At 51.7% G+C, this 20,656-nt stretch carries 18 protein-coding genes; 10 read left to right on the top strand and 8 right to left on the bottom strand.

The annotated features are described in order from the left end of the window. Position 1: 1 nt before the first annotated feature. The 10 genes from RE432_RS06395 (at position 2) to RE432_RS06350 (ending at position 12,088) form a co-directional block, all read left to right on the top strand. Positions 2 to 1,378: a phenylacetate--CoA ligase family protein gene (locus RE432_RS06395; protein ID WP_310932439.1), complete on the top strand. Its 1,377-nt coding sequence runs from the start codon at positions 2 to 4 to the stop codon at positions 1,376 to 1,378. Between the two features lie 10 nt (positions 1,379 to 1,388). Further along, on the top strand, positions 1,389 to 2,603 hold the full coding sequence (locus RE432_RS06390; protein ID WP_310932438.1) for a hypothetical protein: 1,215 nt from the start codon (positions 1,389 to 1,391) through the stop codon (positions 2,601 to 2,603). Next, on the top strand, positions 2,600 to 3,733 hold the full coding sequence (locus RE432_RS06385) for a glycosyltransferase family 4 protein (RefSeq protein WP_310932437.1): 1,134 nt from the start codon (positions 2,600 to 2,602) through the stop codon (positions 3,731 to 3,733). Before RE432_RS06390 ends, RE432_RS06385 begins: the two co-directional genes overlap by 4 nt. Then, the gene (locus RE432_RS06380) at positions 3,730 to 4,326 is read left to right on the top strand and encodes a sugar transferase (protein WP_310932436.1); all 597 of its coding nucleotides are present in this window, start codon (positions 3,730 to 3,732) and stop codon (positions 4,324 to 4,326) included. Before RE432_RS06385 ends, RE432_RS06380 begins: the two co-directional genes overlap by 4 nt. Then, positions 4,323 to 4,949: an acetyltransferase gene (locus tag RE432_RS06375; protein WP_310932435.1), complete on the top strand. Its 627-nt coding sequence runs from the start codon at positions 4,323 to 4,325 to the stop codon at positions 4,947 to 4,949. The genes RE432_RS06380 and RE432_RS06375 overlap by 4 nt, the downstream gene beginning before the upstream one ends. A 32-nt stretch (positions 4,950 to 4,981) precedes the next feature. Next, on the top strand, positions 4,982 to 6,178 hold the full coding sequence (locus RE432_RS06370) for a DegT/DnrJ/EryC1/StrS aminotransferase family protein (protein ID WP_310932433.1): 1,197 nt from the start codon (positions 4,982 to 4,984) through the stop codon (positions 6,176 to 6,178). Then, complete coding sequence (locus RE432_RS06365) at positions 6,168 to 8,228, top strand: nucleoside-diphosphate sugar epimerase/dehydratase (protein ID WP_310932432.1); 2,061 nt, start codon at positions 6,168 to 6,170, stop codon at positions 8,226 to 8,228. The genes RE432_RS06370 and RE432_RS06365 overlap by 11 nt, the downstream gene beginning before the upstream one ends. 156 nt (positions 8,229 to 8,384) lie before the next feature. Beyond that, positions 8,385 to 9,464: a Wzz/FepE/Etk N-terminal domain-containing protein gene (locus RE432_RS06360; RefSeq protein WP_310932431.1), complete on the top strand. Its 1,080-nt coding sequence runs from the start codon at positions 8,385 to 8,387 to the stop codon at positions 9,462 to 9,464. Positions 9,465 to 9,571: 107 nt separating this feature from the next. Beyond that, on the top strand, positions 9,572 to 10,693 hold the full coding sequence (locus RE432_RS06355) for a Wzz/FepE/Etk N-terminal domain-containing protein (RefSeq protein WP_310932429.1): 1,122 nt from the start codon (positions 9,572 to 9,574) through the stop codon (positions 10,691 to 10,693). A gap of 228 nt (positions 10,694 to 10,921) precedes the next feature. Then, the gene (locus RE432_RS06350; RefSeq protein ID WP_310932428.1) at positions 10,922 to 12,088 is read left to right on the top strand and encodes an exopolysaccharide biosynthesis polyprenyl glycosylphosphotransferase; all 1,167 of its coding nucleotides are present in this window, start codon (positions 10,922 to 10,924) and stop codon (positions 12,086 to 12,088) included. Here RE432_RS06350 and RE432_RS06345 read toward each other — a convergent pair. The 8 genes from RE432_RS06345 to RE432_RS06310 form a co-directional block, all read right to left on the bottom strand. After that, positions 12,065 to 13,327, bottom strand: coding sequence for a glycosyltransferase family 4 protein (locus RE432_RS06345; RefSeq protein ID WP_310932427.1), 1,263 nt, complete (start codon positions 13,325 to 13,327; stop codon positions 12,065 to 12,067). The two genes, RE432_RS06350 and RE432_RS06345, sit on opposite strands and share 24 nt — an antisense overlap. Before the next feature lie 71 nt (positions 13,328 to 13,398). Then, positions 13,399 to 14,463: a non-hydrolyzing UDP-N-acetylglucosamine 2-epimerase gene (gene wecB / locus RE432_RS06340; RefSeq protein WP_310932426.1), complete on the bottom strand. Its 1,065-nt coding sequence runs from the start codon at positions 14,461 to 14,463 to the stop codon at positions 13,399 to 13,401. A 13-nt stretch (positions 14,464 to 14,476) separates the two neighbouring features. Further along, positions 14,477 to 15,586: a glycosyltransferase family 4 protein gene (locus RE432_RS06335; RefSeq protein ID WP_310932425.1), complete on the bottom strand. Its 1,110-nt coding sequence runs from the start codon at positions 15,584 to 15,586 to the stop codon at positions 14,477 to 14,479. Between the two features lie 36 nt (positions 15,587 to 15,622). Then, positions 15,623 to 16,768: an N-acetyl sugar amidotransferase gene (locus RE432_RS06330; protein ID WP_310932424.1), complete on the bottom strand. Its 1,146-nt coding sequence runs from the start codon at positions 16,766 to 16,768 to the stop codon at positions 15,623 to 15,625. Beyond that, a complete protein-coding gene (locus RE432_RS06325) occupies positions 16,758 to 17,534 on the bottom strand; it encodes an AglZ/HisF2 family acetamidino modification protein (protein ID WP_310932423.1) in 777 nt (258 codons plus the stop codon). The genes RE432_RS06330 and RE432_RS06325 overlap by 11 nt, the downstream gene beginning before the upstream one ends. Beyond that, on the bottom strand, positions 17,528 to 18,154 hold the full coding sequence (gene hisH, locus RE432_RS06320) for an imidazole glycerol phosphate synthase subunit HisH (protein ID WP_310932422.1): 627 nt from the start codon (positions 18,152 to 18,154) through the stop codon (positions 17,528 to 17,530). The genes RE432_RS06325 and hisH overlap by 7 nt, the downstream gene beginning before the upstream one ends. Positions 18,155 to 18,170: 16 nt before the next feature. After that, positions 18,171 to 19,259 (bottom strand): hypothetical protein, encoded by a 1,089-nt coding sequence (locus tag RE432_RS06315; RefSeq protein WP_310932421.1) that lies wholly within the window; start codon positions 19,257 to 19,259, stop codon positions 18,171 to 18,173. A gap of 113 nt (positions 19,260 to 19,372) precedes the next feature. Beyond that, positions 19,373 to 20,656, bottom strand: a complete 1,284-nt coding sequence (locus RE432_RS06310) for a hypothetical protein (RefSeq protein ID WP_310932420.1) — start codon at positions 20,654 to 20,656, stop codon at positions 19,373 to 19,375.

Genomic DNA, 20,656 nt, shown 5'->3' with positions numbered 1-20,656 from the left:
GATGACACTGAAAGAACTGATCCTGAAATACGCGCCCGTCGCGGTACAGGATGCCGGCATCAGCGTATACAACACACATCTGTACCGGCAACGGCACCAAGGCAAGTATCAAGCCTACCAACGCTATTACCGTGACTTTGAACAAGCCGGCGCCGACGAGATCGCCCGCGAAGCCGCCCGGCGGCAAGCCCTGTTCCTGCAATGGGCTACAGAAAAGTCGCCCTGGTATGCCCCGCAACGCGGCAAGGCGCTGCACGAATTTCCGATTCTGGAAAAAGAGCAACTGCTGGCCCATATGGACCAGATCCGCAGCATCGAAGAGCGCGAAGGCATCGTCAGCCTGACCGGCGGCACCACAGGCGCCTCGATGAAGGTGATCTATCACCCGGAAGACATGCAGGAACGCTTCGCCCTGAAGGACTACTTCCGTTCACGCTACGGCTACAAGCTGGGCCGCAAGGTAGCCTGGTTCAGCGGCAAAAGCCTGGTCCGCCCCGCCGACCTGGCTTCCGGGCGCATCTGGCGCGACGATCACATCAACAAGATCCGCTTCTTTTCCACCTTCCATATCGGCGCCCGGCACTTCGACGCCTATTGGCGGGCGCTGCAGGATTTTCAGCCCGACTACATCGTGGGCTTCCCTTCCAGCGTGCTGGACTTGTGCGCCATGGCGCAAGAGCGCGGCCTTCAATACCAGGGCAAGATCGACACCTTCTTTCCCACCGCCGAAACGGTGCTGCCCATACACCGGGAACTGATCCCCGCCATGCTGGGATGCCGCGTGGTGGACCAGTACGCCGCCTCGGAAGGCGCCCCCTTCATTTTGCAATGCCCGGAAGGGTCCTTGCACATCCACCCCCTGACCGGTGTTTTCGAAGTGGTGGATGAAGCCATGCAGCCCGCCCGCGAAGGCGAAATCCTGGTGACCTCGTTCACCACGCGCGGCACCCCCCTGATCCGCTACCGCATCGGCGACCGCATCAGGCTGGCGCCGGACGGCTACCGGTGCCCCTGCGGGTCGTGCTTTCCCGTGGTCGAGCAGATTGACGGCCGCACGGCCGATTTCATCTGGTCACCCGAGAACGGCAAGGTCAACCTGGGCAACCTGAGCAACTGCACCAAGGACGCCCAGGGCATCATCTGCTTCCAGATCGTGCAGGAAAAGCCGGACGCCGTCGATGTGGCCGTCATGGCCAACGACCGTTTCACGCCGGAACAGCGCGAACACTTCCTGCAGGCCATGACGCTCAGGCTGGGCCAGTCCATGCGCATCAATGTAGATGTGGTGGACCAGATCCAGCGCGAGGCCAGCGGCAAGTTCCGCATCGTCAAGAACCGCTTGTCCCCCGACGCCATGCGTCCTGTGGCGCAAGGCTAAGGTCCGCCCCATGGAACTGATCGGCACCCCCTTGCAACTGGCCAGCGCCGTACTGGTCAATGTGCTGGGCCTGCTTCTGGCCATGAAGGCCGGCCGCATGCTGGGCGTTCGCAAAAGCCGCGCCATGCTGCTGTATGCCTGGCATTCCGTGTTCTGCCTGGCGTATGCCGTTTACGCTATCGAGAATGGCGCCGACGCCCTGGTCTATTACATGAAAGCGCTGCAGGGTGAGTTCATGCCCCCCTTCGGCACCGGCGCCGTCGTCAACATTGCCACGCTCTTCGTCACCGGCCTGGACCTGTCTTTCCTGGGCGCCTGCCTGCTGTTCAACATCTTCGGCGCGATCGGCCTGATCGCCTTCGATGCCTGCCTGCAGCAGGCCACGGCCAACAAAGCCCGGCTGCTGCGCCGGTTCGCCACCCTGATCGTTCTGCTGCCCTCGATCAGCTTCTGGTCATCGGCCCTGGGCAAGGATGCGCTTGCTTTCATGGCCGCCGCGCTGACGCTGTATGCCGCGCTGAACATGAGCCGCCGGGTCGTCTTGCTGGCGGTGTCCATCTTCATCATGGCGCTGGTCCGGCCCCACATTGCCGGCATCATGGTCATCGCCCTGGCCGGGTCCCTGGTGCTGCAGCGCCGCCTGCCGCTGGGCCAGCGTGTGTTCCTGGGCAGCGCGGCCTTGGCCGCCACCGCCGCCATGGTGCCGTTTGCCCTGACCTATGCAGGCCTGGGCGACGCCAGCGGCGCCGACGACATCATGAGCTATGTCGAACAGCGCCAGTCCGTCAACACCCAGGGCGGCAGCAGCGTGGATATTGCCTCGATGAGCCTGCCCTTGCAGCTGTTCAGCTACCTGTTCCGGCCCATGCCCTATGAAGCCGGCAGCATTTTCGGCCTGGCGGCCTCGATGGACAACGTGATCCTGGTCTTCCTGGCGATTGCGGGCGGCACCCAGATCATCCGCCACAGGCGGCACAAGCTGACGGGCAACCGGGCCTTCATGTGGTTTTACTGCATGCTGACCTGGCTGATCCTGGCCATCACCACGGCCAACCTGGGCATCGCGGTGCGGCAGAAATGGATGTTCGCACCCATCTTGATCTATCTGTTCATCTCGATGCTGGGCCGCACGCGCCAAACTGCCAGGCGCCGCATGCCGGCCCCGCCACCGCCACCCGCCCTGGCACGACAAGCAGCACCTTCTTCCGGCATGGTGAAGCCATGACATTTTTGTTGATCGCCGGCTTTCCCGATTCCATCCTGCAGTTCAGGGGAGCGCTGCTGGACGCCTTGCAAGAAAAAGGGCTGGACGTGCATGTGGCCGCCCCCGGCCTGGACGCCGGATCGCCCATGCGCCAGGCGCTGGAAGCCCGCGGCCTGACCGCGCATGACATCCCGCTGCAGCGCACCGGCATGAATCCGGCCAAAGACCTGCGCAGCCTGATCAGCCTGATGCGCCTGATGCGCCGGCTGCGCCCGAACTACACCCTGGCCTACACCATCAAGCCCGTCATCTATGGCACCCTGGCCGGCTGGCTGACGGGCGTGCCGCAACGCTACGCACTGATCACCGGCCTGGGCTACGCCTTCCAGGGCGACGCCCAGGCCAAGCAAAACCGCCGCGGGACCTTGCGCCGCATTGTCCAGGGCCTGTACCGGCAAGGGCTGAAAAGGTCGCACAAGACCTTCTTCCAGAACCCCGACGACGAAGCCTTGTTCCGCGCCCTGAAGATTATTTCCGCCCGCCAGGCCACCTGCATTGTGAACGGCTCCGGCGTCGACCTGAACCGTTACCAGGTCGCCCCGCTACCCCCTGCCCCGCACTTTTTGCTGATCGCCCGGCTGCTGGGGGACAAAGGCGTGCGCGAGTACGTCGCGGCCGCGGCCACCCTGCGCAACACGCATCCCGACTGCGCTTTCAGCCTGGCCGGCTGGATAGACGACAATCCCGATGCCATCGGCCACGCCGAACTGCACGACTGGGTCGCGGCGGGCTACGTCGACTACCTGGGCCGCCTGGACGATGTACGCCCCGCCATTGCCGCCTGCAGCGTATACGTGCTGCCGTCTTATCGCGAGGGCACGCCCCGCACCGTGCTGGAAGCCATGGCCATGGGCCGCGCCATCATCACCACCGATGCGCCGGGCTGCCGGCAAACCGTCGAAGAAGGCCGCAACGGCCACCTGGTGCCGCCCCGGTCCGTGGACAAGCTGGTCCAGGCCATGGAACGCCTGTACGCCGACCCCGGCCAAATCGCCGCCATGGGCGCGCAATCGCGGGCCTTGGCCGAAGACCGCTACAACGTGCACCAAGTCAATGCAGCCATGCTGCGGGAAATGGGCATCACATCATGATCAAAAGACTGTTCGACATCGCCGCCGCCGCCACCGCCCTGCTGTTGCTGTCGCCCGTGCTGGCGGCCGTGGCCGTGCTGGTCGCCCTGAAGATGGGCCGTCCCATCTTGTTTACACAGCGCCGCCCCGGGCTACATGAGCAACCCTTTCTGATGCTCAAGTTCCGCACCATGCGCGATGCCACCGATGCCGATGGAAAAACGCTGGACGATGCGCAACGCCTGACCCCCTTCGGCCGCTGGCTGCGCTCCACCAGCCTGGACGAGCTGCCCGAACTTTGGAATGTGCTGAAAGGCGAGCTGAGCCTGGTCGGCCCCCGGCCGCTGCTGATGGAATACCTGCCTTACTACGACGACGTCCAGCGCCGCCGGCACGACGTCCGTCCGGGCCTGACCGGCTGGGCGCAAGTCAACGGGCGCAACGCGGTCGACTGGGCCGAACGTTTCGAACTGGACGTGTGGTACGTGGACCACTGCAGCTTCTGGCTGGACATGAAGATACTGATCATGACCGTGCGCCTGGTGCTGGCCCGCAAAGGCGTCAATGCCCAGGGCGAAGCCACCATGCGCAAGTTCACGGGGAACGAACGATGAAGCGCCTGGCCATCGTCGGCGCGGGCGGCCACGGCCGCGTCATTGCCGATGCCGCGCAAAGCAGCGGCTGGACAACCATCGATTTCTACGACGACGCCTGGCCCGACACAGGCGCCAGCACGGGCCCCTGGCCCCTTATCGGCGATACCCTGCTATTGCTTGCGCGCCTGCATGACTACCAGGGCGTCATCGTCGGCATCGGCAACAACCACACCCGGGCGGCCCTGCAGCAGCGCCTGCTTGACGCGGGCGCGCCCCTGGCCAGCGTGATCCACCCGGCCGCCGTCATCAGCCGCCACACCCAACTGGGCGCCGGCTGCGCCGTGTTCGCCCGTGCCGTCGTGAACGTAGGAGCCAGAATCGGCGCGGGCGTCATCCTGAATACCGGCTGCATCATCGAACATGACTGCGTGGTCGAGGATTTTGCGCATATCGGCCCCAACGCGGGGTTGGGCGGCGGCGTTTACATCGGCCGGCAAAGCTGGGTGGGCATCGGCGCCAACATCAATCACCTGATTCATATTGGGCGGGACAGCACCATAGGCAGCGGCACCACCGTGATTCGCGACGTGCCCGACGCCATGGTGGCCGTGGGCACGCCCGCGCGCGCCCGGCCCGCCTAGCCCTTAACCTTCTTGACCAGAGCACGAACATTATGTTGAATACCGCTTTCTCCCCCTGGCCCAGCTATACCGACGAAGAAGTCCAGGCTGTCGGCAAGATACTGCGTTCCAACAAGGTCAACTATTGGACCGGCCAGGAAGGCCGTCTTTTTGAAACGGAATTCGCCGCCTGGGCCGGCTGCGCCCACGCCGTGGCGCTGGGCAACGGCACCCAGGCGCTCGAAGCCGCCTTGATGGCGCTGGACATTGGCCCCGGAGACGAAGTCATCGTGACCCCGCGTACCTTCCTGGCCTCGGTATCGTGCATTGTGCTGGCCGGCGCCACCCCCGTGTTCGCCGATATAGACCGCGACACGCAGAACATCACGGCCGACACCATCGCCGCCGCCATCACGCCCAACACCCGCGCCATCATCTGCGTGCATCTGGCCGGCTGGCCCTGCGACATGGACCCCATCATGGCGCTGGCGCAGTTGCACGGCCTATGGGTGATCGAAGATTGCGCGCAAGCGCACGGCGCCCGCTACAAAAACCGCCCCGTGGGCTCCATTGGCGACATCGGCGCCTGGTCCTTCTGCCAAGACAAAATCATGACCACGGGCGGCGAAGGCGGCATGATCACCACCAACGCGCCGGCGCTGTGGCGCAAGATTTGGGCGCACAAGGATCACGGCAAAAGCTGGGAAGCCGTCTACGAGCGCCAACATCCCCCCGGCTTCCGGTGGCTGCATGAAAGCTTCGGCACCAATTGGCGCATGCCGGAAATCCAGGCGGTCATCGGCCGGATCCAGCTGCAGCGCATGCCCGACTGGCACGCCAGGCGCTTGGCCCATGCCCGCCGCATCTGGAACGCAGCGCGCCAGCTGCCCGGGCTGCGCGCCCCCAAAATACCCAGCCACTGCCAGCATGCCGCCTACAAATGCTACGTGTTCGTCGAACCCGACAAACTGGCCGAAGGCTGGAACCGCGACCGCATCGTCCAGGAAATCACCGCCCGCGGCGTGCCCTGCTACCAGGGCTCATGCTCGGAGGTCTACCTGGAAAAAGCCTTTGACGGTACAGACTGGCGCCCCGCCCACCCCTTGCCCGTGGCGCGCGAGCTGGGCGAAACGTCCCTGATGTTCCTGGTGCACCCCACCCTGGAAGACCACGAAATCATGCAAACCTGCGCCGCCCTTGTCGACGTCATGCGCGCAGCGGCCAAGACCGGAATGACCTATGGACAGTGAACGCATCCTGCATGATCGCAGCCATGCACTGCGGGAACGGCTGTTGGGGCTTTCGCCCCGCAGCAAACGCATGCTGCAGATCGCCGTGGACATGCTGCTGATATGGCTGGCCTTGTGGCTGGCATTCTTCATTCGCCTGGGCGATGCCAGCATCGTCAAGCCGCTAGGCGCCCACGCCTGGCTGTTTACCGCCGCCCCCCTGACGGCCATCCCGCTTTTTATCCGCTATGGCCTGTATCGCGCGGTCATGCGCTACTTGGGGCCGGAGGCCCTGACCACCATTGCCCGCGTCGTGACGGCGGCAGCCGCCTTGCTGGCCCTGGCCGTCTACCTGTACGGCAACGCACCCGCCGTGGTGCCCCGCTCTACCATCATCATCTACTGGCTGCTGAGCCTGCTGTTCATTGGCGGGCTGCGCTTGCTGATGCGCCATTATTTCAATGACGTCCAGTTCGGCGAGCAGACGCTGCCGCTCATTCCCAACGGCGGCCAGCGCAAAGAAGAACGCAGGCGCGTCGTCATCTACGGCGCGGGAGCCGCCGGCAACCAACTGTTGCAAGCCCTGCGCCTGGGCGGCGAACTGCTGCCCGTGGGTTTCATGGACGACAACAAAGACCTATGCGGACGCGTCATGGCCGGCCTGCAAGTGTATTGCCCCGACCAGATCGACTACATGCTGCGCGATACCGACACCCACGAGATCCTGCTGGCGATTCCCTCGGCATCGCGTGCGCGCCGCAACGAAATCATCGATATGCTGGCCCCCTACGCCATACCGGTACGCACCCTGCCCGGGCTCATGGACCTGGCCTCGGGCCGCGTACAGGTCGAAGCCCTGCGCGAAGTACGCGTTGACGACTTGCTTGGGCGCGACCCCGTCGCCCCCGACCCCGCCCTGTTTGCGCGCTGCATACACCAGAAGGTGGTCATGGTGACCGGCGCGGGCGGGTCCATCGGCTCGGAGCTGTGCCGGCAAATTGTGCGCAGCACACCGCAAACCCTGATCTTGTTCGAGCACTCGGAATTTGCGCTATACGCCGTACAGCGCGAACTTGAAGACCACGTTGATGGGGCCGGCCTGCCCGTGCGCGTTGTGCCCGTACTGGGTTCCGTGCGCAACCCCAGCCGCCTGCTGGACGTCATGGACACCTGGAAGGTCGACACGGTGTACCACGCCGCCGCCTACAAGCACGTACCCCTGGTCGAGAACAACATCGCCGAAGGCATCGTCAACAATACCTTCGGCACCCTGTACGCCGCCCAGGCGGCCCTGCGCGCCGGTGTCAGCAACTTTGTGCTGGTATCCACCGACAAGGCCGTGCGGCCCACCAACGTCATGGGCGGCACCAAGCGCATGGCCGAACTGGTGCTGCAGGCCCTGGCCAAGGAATCCACGCCCCTGCTATACGGCAAGCAAAGCGACGCCGTACCCAACCAGACCCGCTTCACCATGGTGCGCTTCGGCAACGTGCTGGGTTCGTCGGGCTCCGTCATCCCGCTGTTCAAGCAACAAATACGCCAGGGCGGCCCAGTGACCGTGACCCACCCCGACATCACCCGCTACTTCATGACCATTCCCGAAGCCGCCCAACTGGTCATCCAGGCCGGCTCCATGGGCCAGGGTGGTGACGTCTTCGTGCTGGACATGGGCGAACCCGTCAAGATTGCCGAATTGGCCGAGAAAATGATCCAGCTGTCGGGCTTGAGCGTACGCCGCCCCGACAATGTCGACGGCGACATCGAGATCCGCTACACCGGACTGCGCCCCGGCGAGAAACTGTACGAAGAGCTGCTGATCGGCGACAACGTGTCGCCCACCGACCACCCCATGATCATGCGCGCCAACGAGAAGCTATTGACCTGGAGCGCACTGAAAGAAGCCCTAACGGGCTTGGACACCGCCATCCGCGCAGATGATTACCCGCGCTCGCGCGAGCTGTTTTATGAACTGGTGGATGGGTACACCGCGAACAATGAGATTGTGGATCTGATTTATCAGGAGAGGGGGAAGGTGGGGGAAGGCAAGGGCTTGAATATTGTTAACCATTGACTACAGCCGAAATCGTTCTCCGAACCTGCAAATCAATGTAAGCTATTCGCTACAAGAGGAAATAACGCAACATTTTGTATTGCTTAGCCGTTCGACCTAGGGGAAAAGCCAGAATCCTCTGGCATACTCGCATGCAAGCAACTCTTGGAGCCATGTGTGGAACAACAAAACCAGTACCGTAATACAAAGCCATCAGACGAAATTGACCTGCGCGAACTGGCTTGCACACTTTGGAATGCCAAATGGCTGATTATTGCCATCACGTTTGTCGTGGCCAGTGCAGCAGCCGCTTATGCCGTTCTTAGTACCCCTATCTACGAAGCCCGGGTGCAAACCCTACCACCTACCCCCAGCGGCTTGGCTAGCTACAATATGGCCAATCAGCTTTCGGGTCCTGCCATTAGCGGGGTCACTAACTACGAAAGCTTAGTCACTACGCCCAACAACGCGGTGCCAATCATTACCCCCCACGAAGCCTACAGTACCTTCCTACGCAACCTTAATTCGGTTTCCCTGCGCCAGCAGTTTTTTACTAATGTATATCTGCCTGCTCACCCCGGCTACGACACGCCGGCCAGCCAGCAAGCACTTTGGCAGAGCTTCAACAGTCAGTTAAACATAGAGCTTCCAGAAAAAAATAATAACAACGATTTGATGACGCTGACTATGCAGGGCACTGACCCACAGAACATTGCAGACTGGGCCAACCAGTATGTGCAGGAAGCAATTGCCATGTCACAAACTGAGCTGCTAGATACGCTTAGCAGCGCCATACAACTACGGGTGCAAAGCACCCGAGACCAAATTTCCACACTGCGTAAAGTGGCGGAAACCACTCGGCAAGACACTGTTGCCCGCCTAAAAGAGGCCTTGTCCCTAGCCGAATCTATAGGATTAGATAGCCCACCGAATGCCGGAAACCTGATTACATCCTACACGGGTGCCACCACCTACCTACGCGGGGCCAAGGCATTACGCGCCGAACTGAAGCTTTTGGAGCAACGGCAAAGCGATGACCCTTATATAGCGGAACTACCCAACCTGCTTAAGCAACAATCGCTACTGGGAAAAATCGACATAGCTCCCCAGCACGTAGCTGTAGCCACTATAGATCAGCCCGCTACCATGTCATTGGCACCGATCAAACCACGGAAAAGGTTGATATTGGCCTTAGGCCTCATCTTAGGAGGAATGCTTGGAATATTTATTGTATTAATTCAGAGAACATTTAAATAATAACAATTATTATTTACATTATTGATCAGAAGCTTTTTAATGTTTTGAAATAATTATGTAACTTTATATAATGCCCTCCGGTATCTTTACATACTTCCGGAGCGGCAATGCAGGCTATACAAGAGAATAATAAAAACCATCAACCCAACTCTTCGAACGAGATCGATTTACGCGCATTAACCCACATCTTGTGGTCGTCTAAGTTTCTGATTAGCAGTATTACGCTGGTTGTAACCTGTACAGCAGGAATATACATTTTTCTAAGCACACCTATCTATCAAGTGCAGGTTCAAGCTTTGCCACCCGTTCAAAGCGGATTAGCGGCCTACAATATGGCCAACCAGTTATCGGGAGCGGCGGTTGCCGCCTCGGCCAGACCCAAAACAACCGAGCGACAGCGGCATAACCAATACCTTGATAGCGCGATCGAATCGCTAAGCCCTAAAGACGCCTATCAAGTGTTCCTGCGTCACCTCAGCTCCAGCAGCTTGAGGCAAGCATTTTTCGATAATATTTACCTCGTTCAATATGGTAGCCAAGTCAACGATATACAACGGCAACAGCTTTGGGAAGGCTTCAACAAAGCACTTAACATTGAACGACCCCAAAAACCCACCGACAATGAGAGAATGACGCTGACCCTACAAGGTAGCGATCCTCAAGCCATTGCGCAGCGGGCCAATGAGTTCGTGGAGATGGCAATTAAAGCCGCTCAAAGAGAACTTCTGCTGAACCTGCAAAGCGTCGTTCAGCTATATGTGGACAGCACACAATCACAAATTGAGTCCTTGCGTGAAGTCGCCGTTCTCATCCACCAAAGTGAATTGGCCCACCTGAGAGAAGCCTTGCAACTAGCCGAATCAATAGACCTGCAACAACCGCCTCAGGGAGGCAATCTAATCACCTCTTATACTGGCAGCACCCACTATCTGCGTGGTGCCAAAACTCTGCGATCTGAACTGGAGCTAATGGAGCAGCGGCAGAAGCATGACCCTTATATTGAAGAATTGCCCAGCGTCCTGCGTACACAGGCGTTACTTAAAGGAATAGATACCCGACCTGAAGTATCCGTTGCGACGATTGATCAAATGGCCTCTATTCCCACGACCCCCATCAAACCGAAGAAGATGTTGGTCTTAGCGCTCGGTGTTATTTTGGGGGGAATGCTTGGGATATTCATTACATTAATTCGAGCTCAGATTCAGAGAACAATTCGGATTGATAGCTAGATAGGCTGTTAGGCTTTGGCGATAATGTGTTCTGAGTACCTCTCCAACCTTCAGTCAATCCACATAAATTCTCAGGGCTTGTTAAACTGGTATTGCTCCATTAACCTATATCGTGTCGAATCTATGAAACCCCTCCATGCTAGGCGTTTTAAAAAACCGCATGAGCAAGTCTTACTGTCACGATCATTCGCTTTACTCGTGGGGTGGATGTTTTCAGTGGCTATGCCAATGTTGCTCTACTGGGGACCGCACACCCTGCAACATCCAGATGCCGGCCAAAAAGTTGCGCTTATCGCCGCTACTATTGCTTTCCTGCTGGCACACTTAGGCGCTAAGAATCTATTATCAAGCTATCCCGGTGGCCGTTCCCAGGGCCTTATTACTAGCCAGGTACTTATTTTCTATGGCATTCTTATTATTGGAACGTTGTTATTAAGGGTGCAGGCGTCACGCATGCTTCTACTTTCGAGTGGCTTCGCGGCGCTTATCTGGTTCCATATCGAATATAGCCTAACCAGAGCTTATCTTCGTCCAAAATTTGCAGTTATCGCGGGAGGGTTTGCTGATGAGATTTTGGCACTCCCCGACTGTGATGTACGAGTGCTTACAACTTTGGATTTGAACGATGTCCGCTATGATGGCGTAGTAGCCGATTTTCAAACGCTTACTACCGATAAAGAACGATTTCTAACTGCCTGCGCATTAGAAAATGTGCCGGTGTACCATGCAAAAACAGTTTACGAATCATTAACAGGGCGCGTCAAAATCGACAAAATGTCGGAAAATAATATTGGCTCACTATTACCTTCATCCGCGTACGAATTGACCAAGTCAGCAATTGACATATTTATAGTAGTTCTTACTCTGCCACTTGTTCTTCCGTTAAGTCTCTTTATCGCCTTGTTGATTCGAGTAGAAAGTCCCGGCCCTGTCATTTACACGCAAACACGTGTAGGTAGAGGGAACAAGCCCTTTACGATTTACAAGTTTAGAAGCATGCGATTCGACCAACTGGCAGGAGAGCAATTTGCAGGCGAAACCGATCCCCGCATAACACGGGTCGGTCAGGTGATACGTAAGTTACGGATTGATGAGTTACCGCAGTTCTTTAACGTTTTGAAAGGCGAAATGAGCCTTATTGGGCCACGCCCTGAACAACCTAGTTTCGTGGATGACTTTAACAAACAAATTCCGTTTTACAGTTATCGACATGTCGTCAAACCAGGTATTACCGGCTGGGCCCAAGTCCGTCACGGGTATGCCGCTGACAGCGATGAAACTAGGGTAAAAATTGAACATGATTTTTACTATATCAAAAACTGCTCATTAACACTGGATTTCTTTATCTTCTTCTTAACGATAAGAACGATGCTATCTGGATTTGGTGCGCGCTAATAATAATGCATATTTCTGCGCAAGTACTTGGTAGGAGTGGTTTTTCATAACATATTCGTTTCCGTTTCGCCCTAAAATTGCTCTCTCTTCTCTACTTAACGATGCTAGTTTTGTTAATGCAGATGCAATATCAGTCGAACTTCCCGAAGGTGTAGATTCCCCACACCCTGCCTGTGCCACAGGGTCATTACCAGCCCTAATAGAAGAAACTATAGGCAAACCAGCGAGCATATAGTCGAATAGTTTGTTAGGGCTGATTCCAAACTGAAATAAAGGTCCAGGTTTGAGTGATATGTAACCGATATCGACCGCATTCAATAACTGCATGATGATTTGTTTAGGAGCCTGCTCATAGAGGCTAACAGTCTCACCCAACCCATACTGCTGCACCAACTGGTAGATTTTATCCCGCATTTCGCCCCGACCAATAATAATCGCTGCTAAACGAGAACTCCCAGATCGCTTCGCAACCGCCAGCGCCTCAACCAGAGTCTCAACTTGATTAGGCCGCCCAAGAGCTCCTGTGTAAGCCACAACGGTATAACCCGCATTTCTCAATTCTTCCGCTCGAAGGACACTCGGGTGTTTAGGGCTCTCCTCGCTCTCGATAGACGCCCCACCCCCCGCATCGACCCCGTTGGGAACGTAATACCAGTGTGCAGGATCAAGACCTTGTTTCTTCATATAAACCAATGTCTCTGGCAATAACGACACGACAGCATCTGCATGTGCATAGGCGTAGCGCTCTAGCCACCCGGTTATTAATACTAAAGGGTGCATCTTATGGACACCCAACAGCTCTATAAAACCCAAAGGCCACAAATCACGCACTTCAAATACAGATTTAGCCTTAAAACGCTTCGCTAAACGGTGAGCGGATGGAAATGCGTACGGGTGCGGGGAAGAGCAAATGACAAAATCAGGCTTGCCATAGCGAGAAGCGTAAGAATCCCCATTGCGCCATAAATTCCAGGCAAAATTACCCATATTTAGTATTCGACCTACCCCGTTACCAACGTAATCTCGACAGTGAATAAATTCATAGTTGACGCCATGTATATTACGTGCGCCCTCTGGCTGAGGTCTATCCAACTGATGATGATTTGCAGAGGTAAATACGGTCGCTTTAGCGCCCAGTTGCTGCCAATATTTAGCCAGCGCGTATGGCCTAGTGTAACGTCCGACACCAGGCCCACCGGCGTATGGATGCACATACCAAATGTTTTTATTGTGGATCATGGAGATTATGAGCCCTCTACTACCGCATACAACATCCAGTTGTCTAGCATATTCCTACCTATTCTTCGAGCTCAATTACAACTCAATCGTTCAGCAATGCGTTGCGACGCCAGTCCCCCCCCATAGAGCTGGCTATTATCAGCTACTATACGTCCAAAATTGCCTTTGACCTGTTTGATAATGCGTGCTGTATCAGCCCCTACTAAAACATTTACGCCCGCATCTAATAACTCAACCCACTCTGTTTGATCTCGCATCGTTACACAAGCCTTGCCAAAAAAGAAGGCTTCCTTTTGAACGCCACCACTATCTGTCAGAACCAGCCCACAACGCTGTAGAAGCCAAAGCATTTCAAGATAACCAACTGGCTCAATCACCTCGGCTTTCAGTTTCACTCCAGTTCGATCGATCGCTGCTCGAGTGCGCGGATGCAGCGGTAAAACCACACGTAAACCACTTTCATGTAGCTCGCTTAATGCCATCACAATGGCTGCCAGTCGCTCAGGGTGATCGGTATTGTCAGCACGATGCAACGTTGCAAGTATAAATTCATCTTGCACATCGTAACCTGCTGGAGGAACTGCTCGTTCGCTAAAGAACAACGCAGAATCCTGCATGACATCACCAACATTCAGCATTTCAACTGGCCTATACCGAAACCCTTCACGCTCCAGATTCTGAACAGCTGCCTTGGTGGGGCAAAACAGAATATTACTAACCTGATCTGTCAATATACGATTAATCTCTTCGGGCATAAGCATATTAAAACTCCGCAAACCCGCCTCGATATGCGCTACAGGCACGTGTAGTTTTGCAGCCGCCAAGGCGCCAGCTAAAGTTGAGTTGGTATCGCCATACACCAGGACTCTATCTGGGCTCTCAGCACAAATAGCATGCTCGATCTCCATCAGCATTCTTCCCGTCATAACGCCATGAGTGCCACCATGAATATTCAATTGTATGCTCGGCTTTGGAATAGCTAGTTGCTCGAAGAAAACATCTGACATATTCGCATCGAAATGTTGCCCAGTATGCAGCAATATTTCGTCTATGCCACCTATTTTCCGAAAAGCATTAGAAACGACACTTGCTTTAATGAACTGAGGGCGAGCCCCGATTATCGTAAGAATTTTCATAATTTATCTTTATCTACTTAATAAGTTTGTAGTACAAATCGAGTAGTTTGGCCTCCTCCACACCCCAGTTATAGCGTTCGACTACCGCTTTTTTCCCATTCTCACCCATTTCTCTAGCTCGTTCGCGGTTAATCGTAAGAAAATCTATGGCTCCCGCTATCTCGTTTGGTTTAAGCGGATCAATACATAATCCACAGTCATTACCCTCAATAATTTCTCGCCAGAGAGGAAAATTGGAAGCTATAACAGGAATTCCAGCACTCATATACTCAAACATCTTATTGGGTTGTGAATCGATGTGATTCGGAAGTGGATGGAACGTCACCAGCCCCGCTACAGAACGAGAAAGCACGTCACGTACTCCTACGCGATCCAAGAAACCCAGCGCATCTACACGAGCCCAGCCCTCGTACGCTCTCAATTCCAACTCCGTGTTGGGCTCAGAAAATTGTCCTACAAGCTGCAAGCGCATAGAAGTATTTACAAGCTCCATTGCCGCAACTATCTCCTTAATTCCCCGTATTTGGGTTATGCCACCGACATAACATACATGATTCTTCAGATGCTGATCATCAGCCCTCTCTTGCGCTAGTTCACCCAGCATCGGAAAGTTATTAATATTAATAGAAAGGGGATTTATTCTTATAAACTTATCATTAATAGACGGAGTTGCCGTCACTACAGCATCCAATTTCTGACAGGTCCATTGCTCATAATAGCTAAATATTTTTGAGAGCAACCAGCCAATCGATTTATTGAGATATGGCTTACTGAGCAACTGTTTAGGTAAATCCTCGTGTGCGTCAAACACCACCTTTTTCCCTGAGCTTTTAAGTTTAACTCCTATGGGTATAAGCTCGGGATCGTGAAAATGATAAATATCTGCATCTAAAGCCAAGGATTTTTGATAAATGCGATGCGTGACATTGCGCATCCGATCTATGCGTCCATGCCCCCGGCCAACATCATAAATAAGGATGCCATCTTTCCGCTCTTCACCTTTTCCATCTGCCACGATTAATGACACATCATAACCAGCTATCGCTAATGATCTACATTCCTTCAGAAAGATTCTCGTATCAGTGCGAGAATGCACGCTTGTAAGATGAACAACGCGGGTCATTGAAAGATCCTATGCATTTACTATAAATATAGTTTTTTAATTATAGTTTTTTATATTCTTACCACTAACTTTCTCTGCAAAATGTTGAATCTTTTTTAGCACATTGAAAGTTGAATCCCAATTTTTATACTTTGTATATGCTACGCCAGGCGCCTCCACCAGTTCCTTAAGTTCAAGCACGGAAATACGAAGTTTTTTTGCAATATATTCTTGGTCTTCTACCAGCTCTCTGGGATCATACAATTGTTGCTCGAGTTTCTGTTTCGCTTCTTCCCTGCTTAGTTGGCCACTTAAAATCATGCTGGAATAATGCATCTTACGTTTATCGTATCCGAATTTCTTTGGCAAATAGTAATTTTGAAAAAATTTGGTAAATACAGATTCACTGTGCTTATTTCCATAGTCTTTGTATCCAATAGTATCTTCGAGAAATGCAAGAGCCTTTGATTTGTTGTAGTCCATAAAGTTCAAAGGTCTCAGCGTCTTCATTCCGTACAGATATGGATAATACAAATAATATTGAAAAATATTTATAGTCTTATAATTATGTAGCTGAATAGTGCCATACTTTTTATGTATCGCATGCAGATTGATTGCATCCATAGCACTATGGTGCCAAGTGCGTGGGAAAACTGATTCTGTTGCTATATTGCCGCCGCTAATTACGTGCTTAATTTTCTTACTCACCGCAAAATGGTACAACGAAGAAAAGAATGCATGGTCTTGTGGCACATCTTGGTTGGCGACATGCGACTTCAAATAGGCCAATTGCAGATCGCGCATTTCCTCCCAATTAATTACGTGAGTATGTAAGTCATAATTGCAGTATTTGACGACTTGCTCTATGTTATAAACAGCTAGCTCACTATTCCAACCACCGTCCACATGAACCACTAAAGGACGGAGTCCGCGATCCTTTAACATGAGTGCAAGATATGAGCTATCAATTCCCCCGCTCAGACCAATAATGCAATCGTAGTCATTATTCAATCCATCTTTCTTTATGCGATCGAACGCTTCGGACAAACGGGTCTGGCCCTCTACGTTAGGGAACCAACGTTTCGACGTCTCATCATCAAACTGGTGGCAGTGACTGCATACCCCTTTTTCATCGAATACAATCTCTGAATCAGATGTATCCATCACACATCTGACACACATTTGATAATTCTTATTTGACATCAGCAGCATCCTTAAAAGTTGCTTCCAGCTTCTTATAATCTGGATAGGTAATTAATACGGCTTTATGTTTGCCGTGAAAGGTAAACATATCTCCCGCTGCTACCGCTGACGCTCCCGCATCCACCGCTTGTTTAAAATGCTGTAATGTCGCTGCTCCTCCGGAGGCAACAACGGGAATTTCAACAGCGGCAGCCACTCGCTCAACAATATCAATATCATAACCACGACCCGTTCCTTCCCGATCAATAGAGCACAGGATCAACTCTCCAGCACCCGCATCCGCTGCTCTTTTTGCATATTCAACGGGATCTAATTTGGTATTGAAAGAGCCCGAATGGCTATAAATCTGATATTTTCCCAAAATATTCTTCTTTACATCCATTGAAACCACTATACTTTGTGAACCAACGATCTTACTCGCCTGACCAATAAGCTTGAGATCCTTTATAGCCGCGGTATTAAGAATTGCCTTCTCAATGCCCAGTTTGAATAATTTCTCAATATCTTGCAAGGTAGCTAGCCCGCCACCATAGCCGAACGGCATAAATGCTTGTGATGCAATATCCGCCAATAGTTCATAATTTGGCTTACGCCCTTCTACGCTAGCTGTTATATCTAAGAAAACCAGTTCATCAACCTCTTTCATGTTGAATATTTTGACAGCATTAACTGGATCTCCAACATATTTGTGATTCGAAAACCGCACTCCCTTGACCAAACCGGTATTTTTTAAAAGCAAGATAGGAATCACGCGGGTAGCTAGCATGGTAACTGTTCAATAAAGTTCTTAAATAACGTCATGCCAAACCGGTGGCTTTTCTCAGGGTGAAACTGTACCGCAAAAATGTTTTCATGTCTGATTGCACAAGTAAAACGATAGCCATAATCACATGTCGCGGCAATATGTGCCGGATCGTCGCACACTACATGATATGAATGCACAAAGTAAAAGCGTGGGTCACTATGAAAACCAGAGAATAATTCTTGGTTGGGTGATGGTATGACCTTATTCCAGCCCATATGTGGAATTTTCAGCTTCCGTTCTCCGAACGCTTGCCCATCAAATCGCCGTACTGTTCCAGGGAGTAAGCTCAACCCCGCTTTATTACCTTCTTGGCTCGAATGGAACAGCAGTTGCATCCCCAAGCAAACGCCCATAAAAGGAACTTTGTCGTTTCTTACTCGCTCATTAATTAAGTCTATCATTCCCAATGATTGAAGCTTAGTCATGGCATTATCGAATGCCCCAACGCCGGGTAAAATTAAGGCCGAAGCCCGTTGAATAGTTTGAGTATCTGCGGAAATGACAGCATCCCCTCCGACACGGCGGATCATATTTAATATGGAAAATAAATTGCCCATTCCATAGTCGATTATAGTAATCATACATTTCCAGTTCAGATTAAAACTTGCTATACGCCCAACTTCCTCTGAACTTTCCTCCCATTAAGCAAACAAAGCAAAAAACCAGGGGTAGGGTAGTAATGTCTACAGATGAATCAGTTGCCAATCTTAAAGCTAGTGCAAAAAATGCAAGAGCTTCAACAAATAGTTTTTTTACAATTAAACCAGATGTGAAAATAATTATGCAAAAAAGAAAAATTAAAAATAAAATTCCATATTGTGAATGCAGCAACAAGAAAGTATTATGAGGATTCGAGTTAAAACTAGAGATATAAGGCAATTTTGAAAGTTCTGTCCCAAAGAATAAATTTCCAGGTCCTAACGAGTTGAGATATTCAAATAACATTCGAGTCCTATAGCTATCAGCCAAACCTTTATTTTTGATGTAATAGAAATAGGAAGTGTATTCATAAACATAGATAACAAAGCTCGAGAACAATATTACTAGCAGTAAACCCATAAACAACTTACCATAGGTAAATGGTTTCCAGTATTTAAACGCCACAGAAATTAGTAGAATAAACGACGCAATAATACCAGATCGCCCAACCGCTAAAATACAACACAAAAAAACAAGTGCATATAATAATATATCTAAACGCTGGCCCTTACCATAATTTGCGAGCAAGAAAATTGACCCGAGACAAACTAAAATCATACTGATTGTATTGCGGCTTCCAGAAAAAATATGGTTAGCATCTAAACCAAGCAAAATCAATAGCAATAAGCTGATCACCAATATGTAGAAACCAATAAAAAAGACTGATAATAGTTTTTGCCGCATTGATAATGCATAAGCCACAAATAAGCTAGCAATCAAATTCAATAAGACAGTAACGTGCACAGATTTATCGAATATGAGCTTATTCAAAATCACAAATGAAAGCAGTGTCATTATAATCAATACCACTATCATCCACAGCATGCCTTTTTCGAAACAGAGAAAAACACATAGTGCAGTTCCTACTATCAACGCTAGAATTGCAGCCCTAAGCAAGCCATCCGGAACCAAAAACAATGCAATCGATGCAATTAAATATATAGATAAGAGCGCTTTGGATAGACTAAACTTTGAAATTTTCCACATTAACTTAGCCTCCAAACTCTGAATGACGGGCTCGCTTTTTCTTTGCACTAAGAGGACGAGATCGAGCTAAGCAGTAGAGGATTTCAATCACAAACTTAAGAGGTAAGAGCACATCATTCCCGTATAGAACCGTTGTTGATTCCGTCGCTCACTACAGTCAGAATATCGACGGTTTTAGCCGAACTGGGAACTCTTTCTTTATCATACGAGAGTTGTTCTGTGATCCACGCCTCAATGCTTGATTTGTCTTGCTTAACTACTTTCGCATATCCGGAGCTGAACTGCTCATCAAAGTATCCCTCAAGTCTGCCCCCCGGCTTAATATGCATACTCAATAAAGCAGATGGCACGCCAAACCAGCTCGCTTCAATTACGACAGAACTCATATCTGTTATATGCAAATCAATTATGGAAAGAATTAGTGGAAGGGGAGCCTCAGACGTCCTTAGCCATTCAACGTTACCTAACCCTCCAAACTCTTTCTCTAGAAATTGGAAGCAACGAGCCCGTTCTGACCCTCGCAGCTGCACAGGATGTAATCTTATCAGCCAATTGTATTGTTGAAGAGGAGAGGTAATTAGTTTTTTCAAAGCAATTGGCAAATAACCATCATGCTCATCACTATCATTATAAAATCTCTCCAGCCCCCATTGTAGCGTTACCAATATTTTTGGTTTGTCATCCGTAACAGATAAGTTGTTTCTAATGAGCTCATTAACAACTTGATCTTCGGAATCTACGCATTGGAACCGCTGAAACCAGGGGTTTCCCGTAACATGAACTCGAATTCCTTTATCCTCAGCCCAGCCTCTGATGGCGCTCGCCGAGGAAGTATCCCAACACAAAAAATCCGTAGGCAGATTTATCGCATCCAACTCTTTTGCCGTCTTCCCATACCACGCATGGGATGTCGATATCACGCCGTGTTGTAGATCATAGATACGTATACCTCTGTCCCTAGCTGCTTTACATAGAAAACTGTCAGGTTGAATGCCGATTATATATTTCGGCTTAACTACGTCTAGTATTCGTCCCCACAGGATATATTTTTTATTTTTAGGGCTAGTAAAAAGAAGATTATTTATTTTATCAATAATTTCAGCAATAAAAAAATCACGATTGAATAATAAAGGGGCACCATTTGCGTTATCAGAATTTAGATTGCCATATGGTTTTACAATGGAGATTGCTGAAATATTTTTCCGGGCCAATCTTTCGGTAATTGAGAGTATCAAACCGCAATACAACTTATTTTTAAACACATACCCACAATCATTCTCATGCCATACTGTAAGGCAGTCAGCCTCTTCGAGAGCATTCCAGTCACTACGCCGCAAGCTCAGTTTTGTCTTGTCTAACACTAACTTTATATATTTGAGTTGTTTGAAGATTTTCAT

The sequence above is a fragment of the Pusillimonas sp. SM2304 genome, assembly GCF_031628915.1.
In the GTDB taxonomy this organism is placed as follows: Bacteria; Pseudomonadota; Gammaproteobacteria; order Burkholderiales; family Burkholderiaceae_B; genus Pusillimonas_C.
The sequence above is the reverse complement of the archived record's forward strand: the minus strand, read 5'-3'. Positions and strand labels throughout refer to the sequence as shown.

Excerpts from the sequence above, each read along its gene's own strand:
- RE432_RS06395 (WP_310932439.1), top strand. The coding sequence starts at position 2 with ATGACACTGAAAGAACTGATCCTGAAATACGCGCCCGTCGCGGTACAG.
- RE432_RS06390 (WP_310932438.1), top strand. The coding sequence starts at position 1,389 with ATGGAACTGATCGGCACCCCCTTGCAACTGGCCAGCGCCGTACTGGTC.
- RE432_RS06385 (WP_310932437.1), top strand. The coding sequence starts at position 2,600 with ATGACATTTTTGTTGATCGCCGGCTTTCCCGATTCCATCCTGCAGTTC.
- RE432_RS06380 (WP_310932436.1), top strand. The coding sequence starts at position 3,730 with ATGATCAAAAGACTGTTCGACATCGCCGCCGCCGCCACCGCCCTGCTG.
- RE432_RS06375 (WP_310932435.1), top strand. The coding sequence starts at position 4,323 with ATGAAGCGCCTGGCCATCGTCGGCGCGGGCGGCCACGGCCGCGTCATT.
- RE432_RS06370 (WP_310932433.1), top strand. The coding sequence starts at position 4,982 with ATGTTGAATACCGCTTTCTCCCCCTGGCCCAGCTATACCGACGAAGAA.
- RE432_RS06365 (WP_310932432.1), top strand. The coding sequence starts at position 6,168 with ATGGACAGTGAACGCATCCTGCATGATCGCAGCCATGCACTGCGGGAA.
- RE432_RS06355 (WP_310932429.1), top strand. The coding sequence starts at position 9,572 with ATGCAGGCTATACAAGAGAATAATAAAAACCATCAACCCAACTCTTCG.
- RE432_RS06350 (WP_310932428.1), top strand. The coding sequence starts at position 10,922 with ATGTTGCTCTACTGGGGACCGCACACCCTGCAACATCCAGATGCCGGC.
- RE432_RS06345 (WP_310932427.1), bottom strand. The coding sequence starts at position 13,327 with ATGATCCACAATAAAAACATTTGGTATGTGCATCCATACGCCGGTGGG.
- wecB (WP_310932426.1), bottom strand. The coding sequence starts at position 14,463 with ATGAAAATTCTTACGATAATCGGGGCTCGCCCTCAGTTCATTAAAGCA.
- RE432_RS06335 (WP_310932425.1), bottom strand. The coding sequence starts at position 15,586 with ATGACCCGCGTTGTTCATCTTACAAGCGTGCATTCTCGCACTGATACG.
- RE432_RS06330 (WP_310932424.1), bottom strand. The coding sequence starts at position 16,768 with ATGTCAAATAAGAATTATCAAATGTGTGTCAGATGTGTGATGGATACA.
- RE432_RS06325 (WP_310932423.1), bottom strand. The coding sequence starts at position 17,534 with ATGCTAGCTACCCGCGTGATTCCTATCTTGCTTTTAAAAAATACCGGT.
- hisH (WP_310932422.1), bottom strand. The coding sequence starts at position 18,154 with ATGATTACTATAATCGACTATGGAATGGGCAATTTATTTTCCATATTA.
- RE432_RS06315 (WP_310932421.1), bottom strand. The coding sequence starts at position 19,259 with ATGTGGAAAATTTCAAAGTTTAGTCTATCCAAAGCGCTCTTATCTATA.
- RE432_RS06310 (WP_310932420.1), bottom strand. The coding sequence starts at position 20,656 with ATGAAAATCTTCAAACAACTCAAATATATAAAGTTAGTGTTAGACAAG.